The sequence below is a fragment of the Barnesiella sp. WM24 genome (assembly GCF_004570975.1).
Classification (GTDB): domain Bacteria; phylum Bacteroidota; class Bacteroidia; order Bacteroidales; family Muribaculaceae; genus Muribaculum.
In genome coordinates this window covers 318,286-335,747 of the sequence record NZ_SPPC01000001.1, presented here as the reverse complement: position 1 = coordinate 335,747, position 17,462 = coordinate 318,286, and the positions used below count along the sequence as shown (strand labels likewise).

General features: G+C 49.2%; 13 protein-coding genes and 1 pseudogene. 5 read left to right on the top strand and 9 right to left on the bottom strand.

Annotated features, from left to right (window positions below; genetic code table 11):
- Positions 1-5 precede the first annotated feature (5 nt).
- Complete coding sequence (locus E4T81_RS01475) at positions 6-557, bottom strand: DUF4251 domain-containing protein (protein WP_135040777.1); 552 nt, start codon at positions 555-557, stop codon at positions 6-8.
- A gap of 145 nt (positions 558-702) precedes the next feature.
- Here E4T81_RS01475 and E4T81_RS01470 point away from each other — a divergent pair, with 145 nt between their 5' ends.
- Positions 703-2,667, top strand: coding sequence for a hypothetical protein (locus E4T81_RS01470; protein WP_135040776.1), 1,965 nt, complete (start codon positions 703-705; stop codon positions 2,665-2,667).
- Between the two features lie 7 nt (positions 2,668-2,674).
- Here the strand turns inward: E4T81_RS01470 and E4T81_RS01465 are convergent, their stop codons facing one another.
- Positions 2,675-2,854: a DUF4250 domain-containing protein gene (locus E4T81_RS01465; protein WP_135040775.1), complete on the bottom strand. Its 180-nt coding sequence runs from the start codon at positions 2,852-2,854 to the stop codon at positions 2,675-2,677.
- A 233-nt stretch (positions 2,855-3,087) separates the two neighbouring features.
- On the opposite strand from E4T81_RS01465, the gene metG reads away from it, so the two are divergent.
- The 4 genes and pseudogenes from metG (at position 3,088) to E4T81_RS01445 (ending at position 8,611) form a co-directional block, all read left to right on the top strand.
- Entirely contained in the window at positions 3,088-5,130 is a 2,043-nt protein-coding gene (metG, locus tag E4T81_RS01460) for a methionine--tRNA ligase (RefSeq protein WP_135040774.1), read from the top strand.
- A gap of 47 nt (positions 5,131-5,177) precedes the next feature.
- Positions 5,178-6,218, top strand: a complete 1,041-nt coding sequence (locus E4T81_RS01455) for an asparaginase (RefSeq protein WP_135040773.1) — start codon at positions 5,178-5,180, stop codon at positions 6,216-6,218.
- 185 nt (positions 6,219-6,403) lie between these two features.
- Positions 6,404-6,694 (top strand): annotated as a pseudogene (locus E4T81_RS01450) (HU family DNA-binding protein); the annotation flags it as partial.
- Positions 6,695-6,985: 291 nt separating this feature from the next.
- Positions 6,986-8,611, top strand: coding sequence for an Rne/Rng family ribonuclease (locus E4T81_RS01445; RefSeq protein WP_135040771.1), 1,626 nt, complete (start codon positions 6,986-6,988; stop codon positions 8,609-8,611).
- Positions 8,612-8,695: 84 nt separating this feature from the next.
- On the opposite strand, the gene E4T81_RS01440 is transcribed toward E4T81_RS01445, so the two are convergent.
- From E4T81_RS01440 to E4T81_RS01410, 7 genes are all read right to left on the bottom strand, one after another.
- The gene (locus E4T81_RS01440) at positions 8,696-9,214 is read right to left on the bottom strand and encodes a ferritin (RefSeq protein ID WP_135040770.1); all 519 of its coding nucleotides are present in this window, start codon (positions 9,212-9,214) and stop codon (positions 8,696-8,698) included.
- 101 nt (positions 9,215-9,315) lie between these two features.
- Positions 9,316-10,755, bottom strand: coding sequence for a glycoside hydrolase family 57 protein (locus E4T81_RS01435; protein WP_135040769.1), 1,440 nt, complete (start codon positions 10,753-10,755; stop codon positions 9,316-9,318).
- 39 nt (positions 10,756-10,794) lie between these two features.
- Positions 10,795-12,057: a glycosyltransferase family 4 protein gene (locus E4T81_RS01430; protein ID WP_135040768.1), complete on the bottom strand. Its 1,263-nt coding sequence runs from the start codon at positions 12,055-12,057 to the stop codon at positions 10,795-10,797.
- A 9-nt stretch (positions 12,058-12,066) separates the two neighbouring features.
- Complete coding sequence (locus E4T81_RS01425) at positions 12,067-14,010, bottom strand: glycogen debranching enzyme N-terminal domain-containing protein (protein ID WP_135040767.1); 1,944 nt, start codon at positions 14,008-14,010, stop codon at positions 12,067-12,069.
- Between the two features lie 151 nt (positions 14,011-14,161).
- Positions 14,162-15,136, bottom strand: a complete 975-nt coding sequence (locus tag E4T81_RS01420; protein WP_135040766.1) for a diacylglycerol kinase family protein — start codon at positions 15,134-15,136, stop codon at positions 14,162-14,164.
- A 129-nt stretch (positions 15,137-15,265) separates the two neighbouring features.
- Positions 15,266-16,051, bottom strand: coding sequence for an acyl-ACP--UDP-N-acetylglucosamine O-acyltransferase (gene lpxA, locus E4T81_RS01415; protein ID WP_135040765.1), 786 nt, complete (start codon positions 16,049-16,051; stop codon positions 15,266-15,268).
- Between the two features lie 27 nt (positions 16,052-16,078).
- Positions 16,079-17,461, bottom strand: coding sequence for a TolC family protein (locus E4T81_RS01410; RefSeq protein ID WP_245206974.1), 1,383 nt, complete (start codon positions 17,459-17,461; stop codon positions 16,079-16,081).
- Position 17,462: the final 1 nt, after the last annotated feature.

Genomic DNA, 17,462 nt, shown 5'->3' with positions numbered 1-17,462 from the left:
CGGCTTTAAAAGGCTCTTCCTTTGTAGACGCTGCTTTTTGCGGCAGGATACAGTGTGCCCTCGAGGGTGATGCGGTTGGAGTTGAAATTGGGTGTCACGACTGCTGTCGCGCGGTCGGTGCCTTCTATTACGGTGATGGAGATTACAGCCGAAATGCCGTTGCCGGTCACGCTCATGGACTGGGTGAATGACCCGTCTTTGTTTTGCGATGTCTTGATGTTGGATGCGACTCCTTCTACCGTGATTCCTCCTACTCCGTTAGGTCCGCCCGAGTTAAACGGCGCTATCTGTACAGTTGTCCTGCCGTTGACCGAGGATATGAAGTTTGTTACCGAAGATACATATGCCGGTCGTCCGCGCTTGAAGATGAGCCTGTCGGCTTCAAGCACAAAGTCCATTCCCGCGAGCGACTTCACGGCAATGATATGATTGATTGAATCGCGGCGTGCTTCAAGTGTTTTCTGCTCTTCCCTTGCCGCCTTCTGTTCCGGGGTGAGAGTGGTGCATGAGGTTGTCAGTGCGATTGCCGTGGCAATGATTAAAAACAGTCGGTTCATGATTGCTTGATTGTGTTAAGTTTAATCCGGATGATATATTTCTATAAATATAACGTATATAAACTTAATTTGGATTGAGAAAAGTGGTATCTTTGCATAAAAATGAAATAATTTGTCAATCCAATCATTAATTTATAAAGTGTATATGAAAAAGTTTTTACTCTCTGCCATGGCATTGCTGCTTGGTGTAAGCGGCATGAGTGCGGCAAAACAAGTAGGGCTCATTTCGTCGGACGTATTGGCTGCAATTGACAAGCCTGTCGTTAGAAAAGCCGCTGCGGCTTCAACCCCGCGTTGGGACTGCTATTATTTTCTTGGAAGCAGTATTACCGCAGGCAATTTTAATACCCCCGGTACTTATAAGCTCTCAATCGTAATTCCTGAAGATAAAGCGAAGCAGTGTATCGGTTCAAAGCTTACCAGTATTGTTTTCTATATGGGAACATCTACTGATTCCGCCGGTTCGGTGTTTATAACAAAAGGTCTCGGAGGCGAGACAATCTGGGAGAAGGAGATCACTCTTAATCTTGGCACTCTTTCTGGCAACAGCTTTAATCCCGGAGAAAACGTGGTTGAACTTGATGAGCCTTATGTGTTTACAGGAGAAGAGATCGCAATAGGATATAAGTTCAAGGCGCCGCGAAATACCGCAATCCGCAGTTATTATCCATTTTGTTACGTGAATGAGGACGCTATCAGCGAGTATTGCGATAATGCGGCGTTGGTTACTGATGGAGAAGAAGTGTGGAATAATCTTGGAGTGCCTCTTACTATTATGGCAGGGGTAGAGGGCGAAAATCTGCCACTTTGGGCTATTCCCGTAGGCTACGACATGTCAAGTGTCGTAAAGACCGGGGAGGCTATTGATGTCGCCATGCAGTTTGTCAATATAGGAGGTCGTCAGATTACGTCATTCTCCGGGTTTACAGGAGTTGACGGCGTGAATGGCGAAGAGCAGGAACTGCCGCTGAAAATTAGCTCTCACCGCTCAGGTATCGTGAACCTCAAGACGGCTCCTGTCGATAAAGATGGCTTGTATCTCGTCAATGTCGCATTTGACAAGGTGAATGGCGAGCCGATGGAGACTGCCGAGGCTGAATCTTATGTAAAGGCTATCGATAAGGGCGTGAAGCGTCGTGTCGTTTTTGAAGAGTGGACCGGTACATGGTGTGGCTATTGCCCGAGAGGTATCTGGGGTATGGAATACATGAAAGAGAATTATCCCGATGATTTCATCGGCATCGGCGTGCATTACAACGATGACATGCAGGAGACTAATTATATCACCTCGCTCGTAAACACCGGCTATGTAGCCGGATTCCCCGGAGGTCTTGCCGACCGCATGCTTACTGCAAATCCCAGTCCTAATGATTTTGTGGCGCTTGTAACGGAAGTTGGCGGTGAGAAGGGCTTTGGCGACATTTCTATTGACGCGAAGTATATAGATGAAGCTGAAAAGACTCTTGAAATAAGTGGTAACGCTAAAATTGTGTATGACCGCGCCAATGTAAACGACATTCTTGCCAAGTCGCAGTATCGGGTGTCATTTGTCATCACTGAAAATGGTGTTGCTGGAACTCAGGCAAATTACTTCGCCGGCGGTGGCTACGGACTGTGTGGCGGATGGGAATCCTATCCCAGTAGCGTTAATTGGAAATTTGATGATGTGGCGCGCTTGATTGACACGTTTGACGGAGTGGACGGTCTGCTTCCCGCAGTCATGGAGAAGGATAAGGAATATGCCTTCACCCATCAGATTAAGTTGCCCTCTAATGTCAAGGTCGGCAGCAATATAGATATTATCGCGATGCTTATCAACACGACTACCGGCTTTATTGAAAATGCCGTTAAGATAGCCGGTCCGCAGCGAGTGGCATCAATCGACGCCATTACCGCCGGCGGCTCTGCTTCAGCTGTTGCAGTGAGCGCGGGCGCCGGAGAGATTACGGTAGCCGGTGAGTGTGCCGTTGCCGAGGTCTATGGCTTCAACGGGGTGCGTGTGGCCGAAATTTCAGGCGCAGGGTCAATATCTGTTGCTCCCGGACTTTACGTCGTAAGGACTATGGATACTGACGGCAATAGCTCTACGGTGAAGGTTGCCGTGAGATAACGGAGCGTTACCAGAACTTATTTGTCGACGGATTGTATTCCCATCCGTATTCGCTCATTTTTCTCTCCAGCTCGCCGCGGTCTATGTCAAGGTCGTCGCAGAGTTCATCGAGCGAGGTGTAATTGTCGCGCAGTTTCATGTTCAGAAAGCTGAACAGCATTGCAGGGTCTTTAGGTAAATTGTCCATGTAATAAAAATTTTGTGCAAAATTACATCTTTTTGCTTGATGTTAAAATAGTGTGGATTAATGGCAATTAGTCAGATATTTACGCCTTGGCGTGGCAAATGTATAAGGAAAAGCCATGCCAAGGCGTGATTGTTTATGGGAATAACGCGTTAACGAGATGAATGGATTTTAATATCTCGCGATAAAAAGTTAATTTTGTACTGAAAATAAAATTGTTATCCGCAAAAATAGAAATGGAAAAGAACTTTAAACGCACTCTGATAACTACCGCTCTCCCTTATGCCAACGGCCCTGTCCACATCGGACATCTTGCCGGAGTATATGTGCCTGCCGACATCTATGCCCGTTACCTGCGTCTGCGCGGGGAGGATGTGAAGATGATCGGTGGCAGTGACGAGCATGGAGTGCCCATCACTATAAAGGCGCGCCGCGAGGGGGTGACACCGCAGGACATCGTGGACCGCTACCACAACATTATCAAGGACTCTTTTGAGGAACTTGGTATCTCGTTTGACGTGTATTCACGCACAACTTCGTCGACCCACGCGGCTACCGCGTCGGAATTTTTCAAGAGACTCTACGACAAAGGCGAGTTTGTCGAGAAGACATCCATGCAGTTGTATGACGAGGAGGCGGGTCAGTTTCTCGCCGACCGTTATGTGACCGGAAAATGTCCTCACTGCGGCAATGAGCGTGCCTACGGAGACCAGTGTGAGGCATGCGGCACATCGCTTAGCCCCGAGGAGCTTATCGACCCGACAAGCGCAATCACCGGCAGCAAGCCCGTAATGAAGGAGACAAAACATTGGTATCTTCCTCTTGACAAGTGGGAGCCCACACTGCGCAAGTGGATTCTTGACGGACACAAGGAGTGGCGCAGCAATGTTTACGGACAGTGCAAGTCATGGCTTGACATGGGGCTTCAGCCGCGTGCCGTGAGCCGCGACCTTGACTGGGGTATCCCTGTGCCTGTGGAAGGGGCTGAAGGAAAGGTGCTGTATGTATGGTTTGATGCACCTATCGGCTATATTTCAAATACCAAGGAGATACTCCCCGACTCGTGGGAGACATGGTGGAAAGACCCTGAGACCCGGTTGATTCATTTCATCGGAAAGGATAACATCGTGTTTCATTGTATCGTGTTCCCGTCTATGCTCATGGCCTACGGTGACAATTTCCAGCTTCCTGACAACGTGCCGGCAAATGAATTCCTCAATCTTGAGGGCGACAAAATCTCGACCTCACGCAACTGGGCTGTGTGGCTGCATGAATATCTGCGTGACTTCCCCGGCAAGCAGGATGTGCTCCGCTACGTGCTTACCGCAAATGCTCCTGAGACAAAGGACAATGACTTCACATGGCGCGATTTCCAGGCTCGTAACAACAGTGAACTTGTGGCCATACTCGGCAACTTCGTGAACCGTGCCGTGGTGCTTACCCATAAATATTTTGACGGCGTGGTGCCTGCTGTCGGTGAGTATCTTGACGTGGACAATAATGCATTCAAGGAACTTGCCGATATAAAGCAGTCGCTTACCGATAATCTTGATAACTTCCACTTCCGCGACGCGCTGAAAGACGCTATGAACATAGCGCGTCTCGGCAACCGTTACCTTCAGGAGACAGAGCCTTGGAAGGTGGCAAAGACTGACATCGGCCGTGCCGGCACGATATTGAATGTCGCGTTGCAGATATGCGCCAATATCACGGTCGCGTTTGAGCCATTCTTGCCATTCATGTCGGCTAAGCTGCTGAAGATGCTCGGCGGAGAGACCTTGACATGGGATATGCTCGGCTGCAATGACCTCATTCCCGCCGGAGCCAAGATAGGAGAGCCCGAACTGCTCTTTGAGAAAATCGAGGATGACGCTATCGAAGCGCAGATAAAGCGTCTTGAGGATATCAAGCGCCAGAACCAGCTTGACAACTGGAAGGTGGCGCCGCAGGCTGAAAACGTGGACTTTGACACATTCAAGAAGTGTGACATCCGTGTCGGGACTGTGCTTGAGTGTGAAAAAGTGCCCAAGGCCGACAAGCTGCTCCGCTTCCTTATTGACGACGGCATGAAAAAGAGGACAATCGTGTCAGGTATAGCCAAATATTATGCTCCGGAAGACCTTATCGGCAAGCAGGTGTGCTTTATCGCCAACTTCGAGCCCCGAAAGTTGCGCGGCATCCTGTCGGAAGGCATGATTCTTTCGGCTGAAAATCCCGACGGCTCGCTTGTCGTTATAGGTCCCACTGCCCCGGTGCGTCCCGGCGCACAGGTGATGTGATGCCGCAACTTAACAGAAAATTCAAACCCACAAAGACAGAGATATAGATGAAAAGTGCGCGAAAACCTCATATTCTGATCATATATACCGGTGGTACAATCGGTATGATCGAGAATCCGGAGACTCACACGCTTCAGCCATTTGACTTCACGCATCTGATTGACAATGTGCCGAAAATCAAGATGCTTGATTACACGATTGAAAATATACAGTTCAATCCTCCGCTCGATTCTTCCGACATGAATCCGAAGTATTGGATGGAGATGGCTCGCGCGATCGAGGAAAATTTTGACCGCTTTGACGGATTTGTCGTGCTTCACGGTACCGACACAATGTCCTATACGGCGTCGGCACTTTCATTTATGCTTGAAAACCTGCATAAGCCGGTGATTATAACCGGCTCGCAGTTGCCGATAGGCGAGGTAAGGACCGACGGTGAGGAAAATCTTATCACTGCTTTGCAGATAGCTGCTGCGACCGATATAAATGATGCGCCGATGGTTCAGGAAGTGGCGATATTGTTTGAAAACTATCTTTGGCGAGGAAACCGCTCGACAAAAATGAGCGCCGACAACTTCAACGCGTTTAAGAGCAACAACTATCCCTCGCTTGCGAAGATAGGTCTCGGCATCCACTTCAACGAAGAGGCGCTGATGAGGGCGGTGATGAAACGCCCGTTGAAGGTGCGCTACGCGATGGACACCAATGTGATGTTTCTGGATTTGAATCCGGGAATATCGGAGGAGATACTGCGTCACCAGTTGTCGACACCCGGCATAAAGGGTATTGTGCTGAAGACATTCGGCGCCGGAAACGCCCCGACTTACCTATGGTTTCTTGATGCCATACGCGATGCGGTCGACCGTGGCATAGTGATTGTCAACGTGACCCAATGTGTCAACGGCGGAGTGCATACAAAGCGTTACCTGTCAGGCGACAGGCTTGCCGCTGCAGGCGTCATCTCCGGTCATGACATGACATCGGAAGCTGCGATAACCAAGCTTATGTATCTTTTCGGGCTTGGATTGCCGCCCGCTGAGGTGAGAAAGTATCTCGAATGTTCGCTATGCGGAGAGGTCACCTTATAAAATAATATATGTAAGCCTTTCCGCGATTGACCCTCCTAAAAGTGTGGATTTGAGAATTTTATTTTAAAAAGTGAGCTACGGATTGTAGCTAATTGAAAAAAAAGTGCGATATTTGCACTTGCAAAATCAGCGAGAACGCTTAAAAGAGCGTAACCGCTTGCAAATCATAAAATTATTACCATTATAATAAAAATAAACGAAAAATGACAAAAGCCGACATCGTAAACGAAATCTCTAAGACTACCGGTATAGAGAAAGTAAATGTGCTTGAGACTATCGAAAAGTTCATGGAGATTGTAAAGGATTCTCTGGCTCACGGTGAGAATGTTTATCTCCGTGGTTTTGGTAGCTTCATCGTTAAGACCCGTTCAGAGAAGACCGCACGTAACATTTCAAAGAACACCACTATCATTATCCCCGAACATAAGATTCCGGCATTCAAGCCTGCAAAAGTGTTCATGGAAGAGGTGAAGTAATCCGGTTTTACACTTCTGATACATATTTTAATTAACCAATTATATTAACTTCAAATTAGCGTACAATGCCAAGCGGAAAGAAAAGAAAAGGCCACAAGATGGCTACTCACAAGCGCAAAAAACGCCTAAGAAAGAATCGTCATAAGAAGAAATAATCAGGGTGACCGTTTATTTTCAGAAATGACTGTTTAAACAAGATTTTTGTATATACATGAGAACAAACGTGACCAATCACACCATAATGCGATGAAGTCAAGTTTGTTCTCTGCGTATATAAAAGAAAAAGACCAAATGAAAAGTGAACTCATTGTAGATGTCCAACCCTCCGAGGTGTCGATAGCCTTGGCGGAAGATTCCCGTCTCGTTTCGCTTCAGAAGGAGTCGAGGAATATTTCCTACGCTGTCGGTGACATTTATCTGGCGAGAGTCAAGAAGCTCATGCCCGGATTAAATGCCGCTTTCGTTGACGTAGGCTACGAGAAAGACGCTTTTCTTCATTACCTGGATCTTGGTTCCCAATTCTCTACCTATTACCAGTTTGTAAAGCAGGCTCTCGATGATCCCAAGCGTGTGCCCTCGCTGTCAAAAATGAAACTGCTGCCCGACATCAACAAGCAGGGCTCTATTGCCGATGTCCTGGAGAAGGACATGACGTTGATGGTGCAGATAGCCAAGGAACCCATCTCTACAAAGGGTCCGCGACTGACTACGGAAATTACATTTACGGGACGTTTTCTTGTCCTTATTCCTTTTTCTGACAAAATTTCCGTGTCGCAGAAAATCAAGACAACCGAGGAGAAGCTGCGTCTGCGTCAGCTCGTCGACAGTATCAGACCTAAGAACTTCGGAGTAATTGTGCGTACCTCGGCTGAAGGCAAGCGTGTCGCAGAGCTCAATCATGAGCTGAAGACGTTGCTGAAATGCTGGGAAGACACTGTGTTGAAAGCGCAGCACTCTACTGTGCCCTCTCTCATATTTGAGGAGGAAAGCCGTATTGTGAGCATGTTGCGTGACGTGTTCAGTCCTTCTTTTGAAAGCATATATGTGAATGACGCGGAGACATTTAATCAGATATCGAAGTATGTCGACCTGATTGCTCCCGAATGTCACGACATCGTAAAGCTGTACTCAAAGGATGAACCGATTTTTGACCATTTCAACATTACGCGGCAGATAAAGTCTTCATTTGGCAAGACCGTATCTTTCAAGTCGGGTGCTTATATTATAATCGAGCATACCGAGGCGCTTCATGTGATTGACGTGAACTCCGGCAATCGCTCCAAAGCCTCTGCCGACCAGGAAAGCAACGCCCTTGAAGTGAATCTCCGTGCGGCCGACGAAATCGCACGCCAATTGCGTCTGCGTGACATGGGTGGTATAATTGTGATTGACTTCATCGACATGAACAAGGCGGAACATAGACAGACCTTGTATGAACACATGAAGGAAGTCATGGCTAATGACCGTGCGCGTCACAATATATTGCCGCTAAGTAAATTCGGACTGATGCAGATAACACGTCAGAGAGTGCGTCCGGCGCTTGATGTGGTCATAGCGGAAAAGTGTCCGTCATGCTTCGGGAAAGGAGAGGTGCAGCCCTCGCTACTCTTTACCGATACTCTGCACGAAAAACTGGACTATCTAATTAATAATCTTAAAGTCACGGGCTTCATAATGTATGTCCATCCCTTTGTTGACGCATATCTTAAAAAGGGTCTGCTGTCGCTTTACAGGAAATGGCGCGTCGAGCTTGGCGGCAAGTTTAAGATTTTACCTGACCAGTCGCTTGCCTACCTTCAGTATAAGGTGGTGGACAGCGATAAAAATGAAATAGACCTCGCTGAGGAGAAGGACCTTGAGTCATCGTCATCGAAGTCAAAATCTAAAGCCAAGAATCGGGATAGCGAAGAATCGTAGTCTTTGCCCCACTTATCGCTCAATAAAAAGCGCGGACACCATAGTGAGTGCCCGCGCTTTATTTTTGCATTGTCCCGGGGGATTTTATTTTGCCGCAAGGGGTGAAGGCACGTTGTATACGCGTGCGGCGAGTTCCTGGTCAAGCATGTAAAGCCCCATGCCGTTATCTCCGATCATGCGGAATTTGTTGATAAGTTCCTGGGCGCTCTCTTCTTCTTCGACCTGCTCGTTGACAAACCAGTTCAGGCGGTCGCAGGTGGGATAGTCTTTTTCTGCTTCTGCGATTGAGTAAAGATTGTTGATAAGAGCCGTAACTTTCTGCTCATGGGCGAGAGTCGCCTCAAAGGCGTCAATAGGCTTTTCCCAGGTGACCGGTACTTCATCGATGGGCTTCAGGACTACTCTGCCTCCTCTTGCATTCACGTAATTCATGAAAATCTGGGCGTGGGCCTGTTCTTCCTGAAACTGAATGCGAAACCAGTTGGCTATTCCGGGCTTTCCGTCGGCATCAAAATTGCATGCCATTGACAGGTAGAGATAAGCCGACCAGAACTCGGCATTGATTTGCTCGTTGAGAGCGTCTTGTACTTTAGGACTAAGCATGGTAATACGTTTTTATATGTTTTTATTGTGTAATTAAGAAACACAGGACAAGCGGAATTGTTGGATTCCGTTTGTCCTGTTGTTTCATGATAGGATATTTTTTATTCAGCTTTCTTTTTTGCCGGAGCCTTCTTTGCAGCGGCCTTCTTTGTAGTCTTTTTGGCTTTCGGAGCTTTGGCTTCTTCTGCCTTCTCGGCAGAGCCTTCAGCAAGAGCCTCGCGCTTTGCATGCTCCTCGTTGTAGTGCTCGAGGTTGTTGCGCATTGATGCCACTTCCTTGTTCAGGACCTCGATTTCGGTAGCCTGGTTGCGGATTGTGGTCAGGAGGGCGTTGAGCTCTTCGTTTTCGATAGAAAGCGGATACTGCTCTTCGACACGCACGATGAAGTCGGCAAGCACGTTCATGTAATTGGTGAATGCCTGGAATGGGGTCTCGTAGGGGCTGAACATTGCATGCACTGCACCGTCATTCATATGCTTGGTCGACATGTAGAAGAAATGGTCGGAGCCCTGAAGATAGGACCAGTCCTGCTTCAAGCGCCTGTCAGAGCAAAGGCGCACACGCTCTGCTACCGAATAAAGCTTGTTGAACGCTTCATTCTGCAACTTGTTTCCGAGCCATGCCGAGGTGTCTCTTGCCTCGTCGGCCCACGAGATGGGGTGAAGCACGCTGAGAGTGTCTACCGCCTTGCACTTTGCCACTACCTCCGAGGGGGTCCAGAAGTCAATTCCGCGTTCGGCGGCGAAGCGGGGTATCGCTTCCAGGAACTGGAATATTCCGCTCTCTCTCGGCTGAAGTTCGCCGAAAGTGTCAAGACTCATGAACAGGTTGATTACCTGCTCCTCGGCGGGAGTCGATGCAATCCAGTCCATATACTTGTCGGCTGTCAGCGGATAAGAATCCCAGTCGTGGTTGCTGAATCGGAAAGAGATGTCGTCGCTGAGCTTGTCGTTTTTAAGAAGCAGCTTGAGCTTGGGGCATGATGCCGCCGAATAAACGTAATTGGGCGATTTCCATCCAAGTATGTGTTTTGCTCCTTCGGTGATGCAGCCCTTGTAGCCCATGTCGTAAATCATGGGAGCCATCTCGTCGCAGTAGATAAGCTCGGTGTTGCGCAATACCTTGGGGTGCTGTCCGAAAAGCTCATAAATCTTTTCATCATGAACGCGTACCTGCGATGCAAACTCTTCCGGGTCAATAAGAGAAGAGAGCGAGTGGGCGTAAGTCTCGGCAAGGAATTCCACTTTTCCTGTATCGGCGAGTTTCTTGAGGATGTCGATAAACTCGGGGACGTATTGCTCACACTGTTCGAGCGCTGTTCCGGTTATTGACAGCGCGCAGCGGAATTTTCCGTCGGAGTTTTCAATCATGCGTAGCAGGGTTTCTGCGGCGGGTATATAGCTTCGATGTGCGATGCGGGTAATTATATCGTCATTTGCAAAGTCATCGTAGTAGTAGTGGTCGTTGCCTATATCAAAAAAGCGGTATCTTTTGAGGCGGAACGGTTGATGAATCTGGAAATAAAAACAAATAGCTTTCATGAGCTTGGTTTATTTTGATAGTTAGTTTTTCGAGTTTGATTAATTTCTATGGAGCACTTTGTTGTATATGTCGATGACTTTTGCTCCTGCCTTGTCCCATGTAATCTGGTTGACTTCATTCAGCCCGTCTTCCTGTAGCTGGGTGTACATGGCGGGATAGGTCACGATGGAATAGATGGCGTCGGCCATTGCATCGATGTCCCAGTAGTCGGTCTTGATTACGTTGGTGAGGATTTCGGCACATCCGCTCTGCTTGGAGATTATCGATGGAACCCCCATCTGCATCGCTTCAAGCGGAGATATGCCAAACGGTTCTGAAACGGAGGGCATTACATACACGTCGCTTGCCTTCAGCATCTCATATACCTGCTTGCCTTTCTGGAATCCGGGGAAGTGGAATCGGTCAGCGATGCCGCGTTCGGCAGCGAGCGTGATCATCTTCTCCATCATGTCGCCGCTTCCTGCCATCACAAATCTTACGTTGTGATTGTTTTTCAGCACGCGTGCCGCCGCCTCGACAAAGTATTCGGGCCCTTTCTGCATGGTTATACGTCCGAGAAATGTCACTACTTTCTCTTTTGAACGGGGCGGGTCGACGTTAAGCAGCTCCTCGCTCAGCGGGGTCACGGCATTGTGTACTGTGGTGACTTTTGCCGGGTCGATGCCATATTTGTCAATCACTGTGTTGCGTGTAAGGTTGCTGACGGTGATGATATGGTCGGCGTGGAGCATTCCGTCGCGTTCGATATTGTAGACCGTCGGGTTTACATTGCCTCGAGAGCGGTCGAAGTCAGTGGCATGGACATGAATTACCAGCGGCTTTCCCGTGACCTGCTTTGCGTGTATGCCGGCAGGGTAGGTGAGCCAGTCGTGGGAGTGTATCACGTCAAATTCTTCGGTGCGTGCAATCACTCCTGCACAGATAGAGTAGTTGTTGATTTCTTCAAGCAGGTTGTCGGGGTAGCGTCCCGAAAACTCGATGCAGCCAAGGTCGTTGAGGCGCATATAATTGAAATCGGCATAGATGTGGTCGCGCAGACGGAAGTATTCGTCAGGGCTCATGACATTGCCGATGCGGCTCTCCACATATTCGCGGCTTACGTCGCGCCATCCTACCGGGACCTGTGAGGCTCCGATTATTTTGGCGAAACTCTTGTCTTCATCTCCAAACGGCTTTGGAATCACAAAAGTGATGTCCATGTCGCCACATTCCCACATGCCTTTTGTGAGACCGTAGCTGGCGGTGCCGAGTCCGCCGAGGATATGGGGCGGGAATTCCCACCCGAACATTAACGCTTTCATGGTAATGATTTACACGTTTAATTTTTTAAGATTACGTAATGTGCGGAGCACTTCGGCGACATTTGTTGCCTGGGAAATCGCTCCACGTCCGGTAAACGGAGGATTGCCGTCATAGAGCTGCGAGATTGTGCCTATGCAATTCTGGCTCATCTCATCCTCAAAGCCTATCAGCATACGGTCGATATAGCTGACACCGCTGATGCCGAACACTTTGATGTAGGCATCGGCATACATGCCCATAAGCCAGGGACGTGCCGGTCCGTTGTGATAGGCGCGCTCTCGTTCTTCAGGCGACCCTACGTAGAAGGGCTGGTAGCCATAGCTCTTCGGTGAGAGGGTGCGCAGTCCTTTGGGGGTGAGCAGCTCTCGTGTCACTACGTCAAGCACTCCTTTGCGCTGGCGTCGGTCGAGCGGGGAGTAATCAAGTCCGATTGCAATAGCCATGTTGGGGCGCACGGCAAGGTCGGCGTGATGTCCGTTCACGTAGTCATAGAGATAACCGTAATCGTTGAGGAACGTCTCGACAAATGCCGGTTTAGCCTGCTCGGCAATCGTGAGCCATGTCTCGCGGTCCTTGGCATAGGTCTCGTTGCCTTCAGCAAGATTGTAGGCAAACATGAGGGCGTTGTACCAGAGCGCGTTGAACTCGACGAGCAGTCCGGAGCGGGGAATCAAAGGCCAGCCGTTGGAGGTGACGTTCATCCATGATACCGGGGTGTTAGTGCCTGTAGTGCCTACAAGTCCGCTTGTCTCGACCTGAAGATTGGGGTGTCCGCCGGCGATAATCCAGTTGAGTATCTTTGCAATCATCGGCATGTAGCGGTCGCGCGCCGCGTCAAATCCGAGATTCTTTGCATATTGCTGTATGCTCCATATCGCCCATAACGGGACATCGGGCAGGTCTATGCCGTGGATACGCGTGTCAAGAAGTTCGTTTTCGATATAGTTGTCAAGAGCCTTCGAGGCGGTTGCCATTATATCGTGGAAGTCTTCGTTGTGGTTTATGGCGAGAGTGGTGCCGGGAAGTGCGATAAATGTGTCTCGTGCCCTTATTTGTCCCCAGGGATAGCCTGATATTATAAATTCTCCGTCTTGGTCTTTGATGTAGAATTGTTTTGCCGCGTTTTTAAGGCAGTTATAGAAGCTTGTGCGGCTTGTGCGGCTTGCCACTTCTGTCTCATAGAGCTTTGCCATCGATCTTGGCGACATTTCTTCGACTCCTGCCGAGAAGATTATTGACTCGCCTTTTTTAATCGGAATCTCGAAATATCCGGGCACCCAGAGGTCTTCGGTGTAGGGGATGCCGCGTTCAAGGTCTTTTACATATTCGATGCCGTTATACCAGTTGGGGTTCTGTACCCATGTCGGTTTATGGCTGAACTGCATGTAAAGGGTGGGGAAGCCGTCGTAAAGGCGGAATGAGACTCCGTTTTTAATCTCGTCGTAATTCTGATTGAGGCGGTCATTCTGCACTACCAGCTGATTGGACTCGCGGAACGCAAGAAACGGTCGGAACTGCAGTGTGGTGGCCGAGTGGGCGTCAACGAGCGTATAACGTATCAGGATTCGGTTTTCCTGCGATATAAAGACCATCTCCTTGGTCAGGATAACGCCGCCGACACGGTAAGTGGTGCGGGGAACGCTCTCGCAGTCATATTCACGAATGTATTTGTGTCCGTTAGGGCTGTATACACCTCCGGAATAGCGGTGAAGTCCGAGGTTGAACGGGGCGCCGTGTTGAATCACGGTCTCATCAAGCGAAGACAGCATGACAAATGACTTGTTGTCCATTTCGGGAATAGGAATCACGAGAAGTCCGTGTTGCTTTCTCGTGTTGCACCCTACGATTGATGAGCAATGGTAAGCGCCTGCCTGATTGGTCCTGAGCATCTCTTTGGATAGAGACTGTTCAAGGTTAATCATGAGGTTTTTATCAAATTTAAGATAACTCATTGGTATGGTATGTTAGTGTTTTTGATTTGTAGAAATATATATACAGCTACAATTTTACTGATTTTTTTTTGTGTTGCAAAAAAAATGATGAAAAATATTTTGAAAACGGGTGTATAAAACTTATCGTATGTTATTAAACACGGTTACTGGGCTATTTTCTTCCTAAAACACGCGTCATGCTTGTCGAAAGCTCCCTTATCATATTCTCTAAGGGCGTGATGATTGGGCGGAATTTTATTTCCCTTGTCGGAGCGAAAATCTTCAGTGAGTTGTGGTGACACTTAATGTCCATCGTGTCCTCCATGTTGAATGGTTCGCCGTCAAGATGAGCCGGTCCTTCTTCCTGGCGGTATATCACTGCGGCGGGTGCGCGGAATGTGTGTATGAGAGTGTTTGAGTTTATATATCCTGTGAACAGGTCGACTCCTGCCATTGCCTCGTCAAAAGGGGTTCCGGCGTGGATTATGGTGATGTCGAGAAGTCCGTCGGTGAGGCTTGCATGGGGCGCGATGTAGGCGTTGTTGCCATATTGCGATGCGTTGCAGCACGCTATGAGAAACGCTTTTTCGGTAAGCACCTTGCCGTTGGCGCTTACGGTGTAGACCTGCGGATGATATTTGATATATTCGGTGATGGCGCTTTTAAGATAGGTGAGCCTTCCTCTTCGGCGCTGACGCGCGAAATTGCTGCTTACTGCCGCGTCAAACCCTACTCCAAACGTGCAGAAGAAGTGGCGTCCGTTGACTGAGCCGTAGTCGCTTTTTACTATGTTGTCTTCGGCTATTATGTCGGCTGCGAGGTAGGGGTCAAGCGGGATGCCGAGATGCCGTGCAAGTCCGTTGCCGGAGCCGCAGGGGATAATGCCGAGTGCTGTCTCGGTGTCACATAGCGCCCTTGCGCTTTCGTTGACCGTTCCGTCGCCTCCTACAGCGATTACACCATAGAAACCTTCGTCTACGGCTTTTCCGGCAAGTCTTGTGGCGTCACCGCGCGCACACGTGTAGGCGGTGGATATCTTGTAGCCAAGCGGCTCAAGTCGATTGTGGACAAGTGTCTCTATAGCATCCTTGCTGCCGATGCCTGAGACGGGGTTGATTATCAGAAGCAGCTTTCGGTTGGAATCCATTTCAGTAAATTGAGAAAACAGTTGAGTACTCTTTTACAAAGATAAATCATCTGAGGCAATAAAACAAGCCGTCTTGCCATGATGAGGTCACGGCAAGACGGCAGGTTAAGATAAATTATTGTAAATTAATTACTCTAATTCTTTGGGAATGGCTACGATTTTCATCTCGTGGTTGCGGATGAAGTCCACGATATTGTCGCGGATGTCGCTCTTGGTCACGTCGGCCTCTATGCGGCGCAGGGCATTGAACACGGATGTCCCGCACTGGTAGACGTGGCGGTAGCTTTTGGCAACATCGTCAATCTGGTCTTCAGTGAAGCCATGTTTGCGCATTATCACGGCGTTGATTCCGTAATATGACGCGGGGTTATGGGCTATCACGATATAGGGCGGGACATTGCCCATTATGCGGCAGCCTCCCTTTATGAGTACCCAGTCGCCTACTTCGCTGCGCTCGTGGAGCATAGAGTTGGATGACATGATTGTACATTGTCCCACTTTGCAGTCGCCTGCAAGCATGACTCCGTTGCCAAGCACAGTCTTGCCTTTTATGAGGCAGTCGTGACCTATATGGGTCTCTGCCGCGATAAAGCAGTCGTCGCCGATTACAGTCCCTCCGCTGTTGCGGATGCCACGGTTTATAATCACATACTCGCGGATGATGTTATTGTCACCGATGGTGCAATAGGTCTTCTCGCCTTTCCATCGGAAATCCTGCGGGTCGGCGCCTATTATGGCGCCCTGATATATCTTGTTGTGTCTGCCGATCTTTGTGCCGCGGATTATGCTTACATGGGGCATGATCTCGCAGTCATCACCGATTTCGACATCGGCATCAATGTAGGCGAAGGGGTGGATTGTGACGTTGTTGCCTATTTTGGCAGCAGGGTCGACATAAGATAACGGACTGATCATTGTGTTATAGTTTTAGTTTGACTGGTATTAACGTCCACCTCCCAGCGACTGGTAGAGATTGATTGCCGCGCGTGCTTTAGCGTTCTCGCATGCCACTTGTGAAATCTGGGCTGAGAGCAGGCTCTGCTGTGCGGTCAACACTTCCAGATAAGTAGATGAACCGTTCAAAGATAACAATTCTTCCGTATATTCTACAGATTTTTCAAGATTTTCCACCTGTTTTTCAAGAAATGCTGCTTTTTCCTGGCTCTTGGTGTAGAGCATCAGGGCGTCGCTTACTTCGGCTGAGGCGCTCAAGAGAGTGTACTCGAAATTGTTCATCGCCTGCTGCTGCTGTGCTTTAGTCGCCTCAAGATTGGCAATGAGCTTTCCGCGGGCAAATATCGGCTGGGTCAACTGTCCGGCGAGCTGGATAAACCATTTTCCGGGATTGGAGATGAACGACCCGAGAAGGTTGGTGAATCCGCCGTTGGAAGAGATTGTCAGTCCTGGATAGAATGCCGCCCGGGCCTCGTTGGTGGTATAGTAGGCGGCTGCGAGGCTCTGTTCGGCTGCGCGCACATCGGGGCGGGAGGCAAGTTCTTTCATCGGGATTCCCTCGCGTAGTATTTCGGGAGTAGAGAAAGTGGCGTCGGCGGGAATGTCCCATGAGTGGGGCATCTCGTTCATGAGGAGCGACATTGTGTTGTTTGCCTCGTGGAGCGACACTTCAAGGTCGGTTATCGAGCCGAGGATGCTGTAGTAGTTGGCTGTGCTTTGTACTACGGCGCTTTCGTTGACGCGTCCGGCGAGCTTGAGGTTTTTCATCACCTCTACGCTTTCAGCCCAGTATTCGGCTGTCTGACGGCTTATTTGCAATTGCTTCTCAAGCATCGCGATGGTATAGTAGCAGTTGGCCACGCCTCCTATAATCTGAGAGCGCACCGCCTGCTCGTAGGCCTGGCTTTGCAGTAAAGAGGCTTTCGCCTTGCGGTCGGCGTTGAGAAGCTTTCCAAACAGGTCTATTTCCCAGCTTACCGCGATAGGTATCTGGTAGGTCCAGTTTATGGTGGAGTGGTCGTAAGAGGCTCCGCTACCGTTGGGGTTGAACGTCAGCGAAGGCAGATAGCTCAGGCGTGCGCCTTTGAGCTGGGCATGTGCCATGTCGACGTTTAATTTGGCATTGTTGAGATCCTTGTTGTTGACAAGGGCGCGGTCAATAAGCTCGGCGAGGAAAGGGTCGGTGAACACGTCCTGCCACTGAAGGTTGCCGTAGGCTGCGCTGTCAATTGACGCGTCGCGTGCTTCGGCGTATTCTGCTGTTACCGGGGTGTCGGTGGGCAAGTCAAACTTGTTGTAAATGTGGCAGCTCGAAAGAGCCCCCACACTTACAGCAAGGATTGCTATGCGTGAAATATTATTTATAGACATG

What these genes read in the sequence shown, in the direction of transcription:
- E4T81_RS01475 (WP_135040777.1), bottom strand. Translation starts at nt 557, where the DNA reads ATGAACCGACTGTTTTTAATCATTGCCACGGCAATCGCACTGACAACC.
- E4T81_RS01445 (WP_135040771.1), top strand. Translation starts at nt 6,986, where the DNA reads ATGAAAAGTGAACTCATTGTAGATGTCCAACCCTCCGAGGTGTCGATA.
- E4T81_RS01410 (WP_245206974.1), bottom strand. Translation starts at nt 17,461, where the DNA reads ATGTCTATAAATAATATTTCACGCATAGCAATCCTTGCTGTAAGTGTG.
- E4T81_RS01420 (WP_135040766.1), bottom strand. Translation starts at nt 15,136, where the DNA reads ATGGATTCCAACCGAAAGCTGCTTCTGATAATCAACCCCGTCTCAGGC.
- E4T81_RS01470 (WP_135040776.1), top strand. Translation starts at nt 703, where the DNA reads ATGAAAAAGTTTTTACTCTCTGCCATGGCATTGCTGCTTGGTGTAAGC.
- E4T81_RS01465 (WP_135040775.1), bottom strand. Translation starts at nt 2,854, where the DNA reads ATGGACAATTTACCTAAAGACCCTGCAATGCTGTTCAGCTTTCTGAAC.
- E4T81_RS01440 (WP_135040770.1), bottom strand. Translation starts at nt 9,214, where the DNA reads ATGCTTAGTCCTAAAGTACAAGACGCTCTCAACGAGCAAATCAATGCC.
- E4T81_RS01455 (WP_135040773.1), top strand. Translation starts at nt 5,178, where the DNA reads ATGAAAAGTGCGCGAAAACCTCATATTCTGATCATATATACCGGTGGT.
- metG (WP_135040774.1), top strand. Translation starts at nt 3,088, where the DNA reads ATGGAAAAGAACTTTAAACGCACTCTGATAACTACCGCTCTCCCTTAT.
- E4T81_RS01435 (WP_135040769.1), bottom strand. Translation starts at nt 10,755, where the DNA reads ATGAAAGCTATTTGTTTTTATTTCCAGATTCATCAACCGTTCCGCCTC.
- E4T81_RS01430 (WP_135040768.1), bottom strand. Translation starts at nt 12,057, where the DNA reads ATGAAAGCGTTAATGTTCGGGTGGGAATTCCCGCCCCATATCCTCGGC.
- lpxA (WP_135040765.1), bottom strand. Translation starts at nt 16,051, where the DNA reads ATGATCAGTCCGTTATCTTATGTCGACCCTGCTGCCAAAATAGGCAAC.
- E4T81_RS01425 (WP_135040767.1), bottom strand. Translation starts at nt 14,010, where the DNA reads ATGAGTTATCTTAAATTTGATAAAAACCTCATGATTAACCTTGAACAG.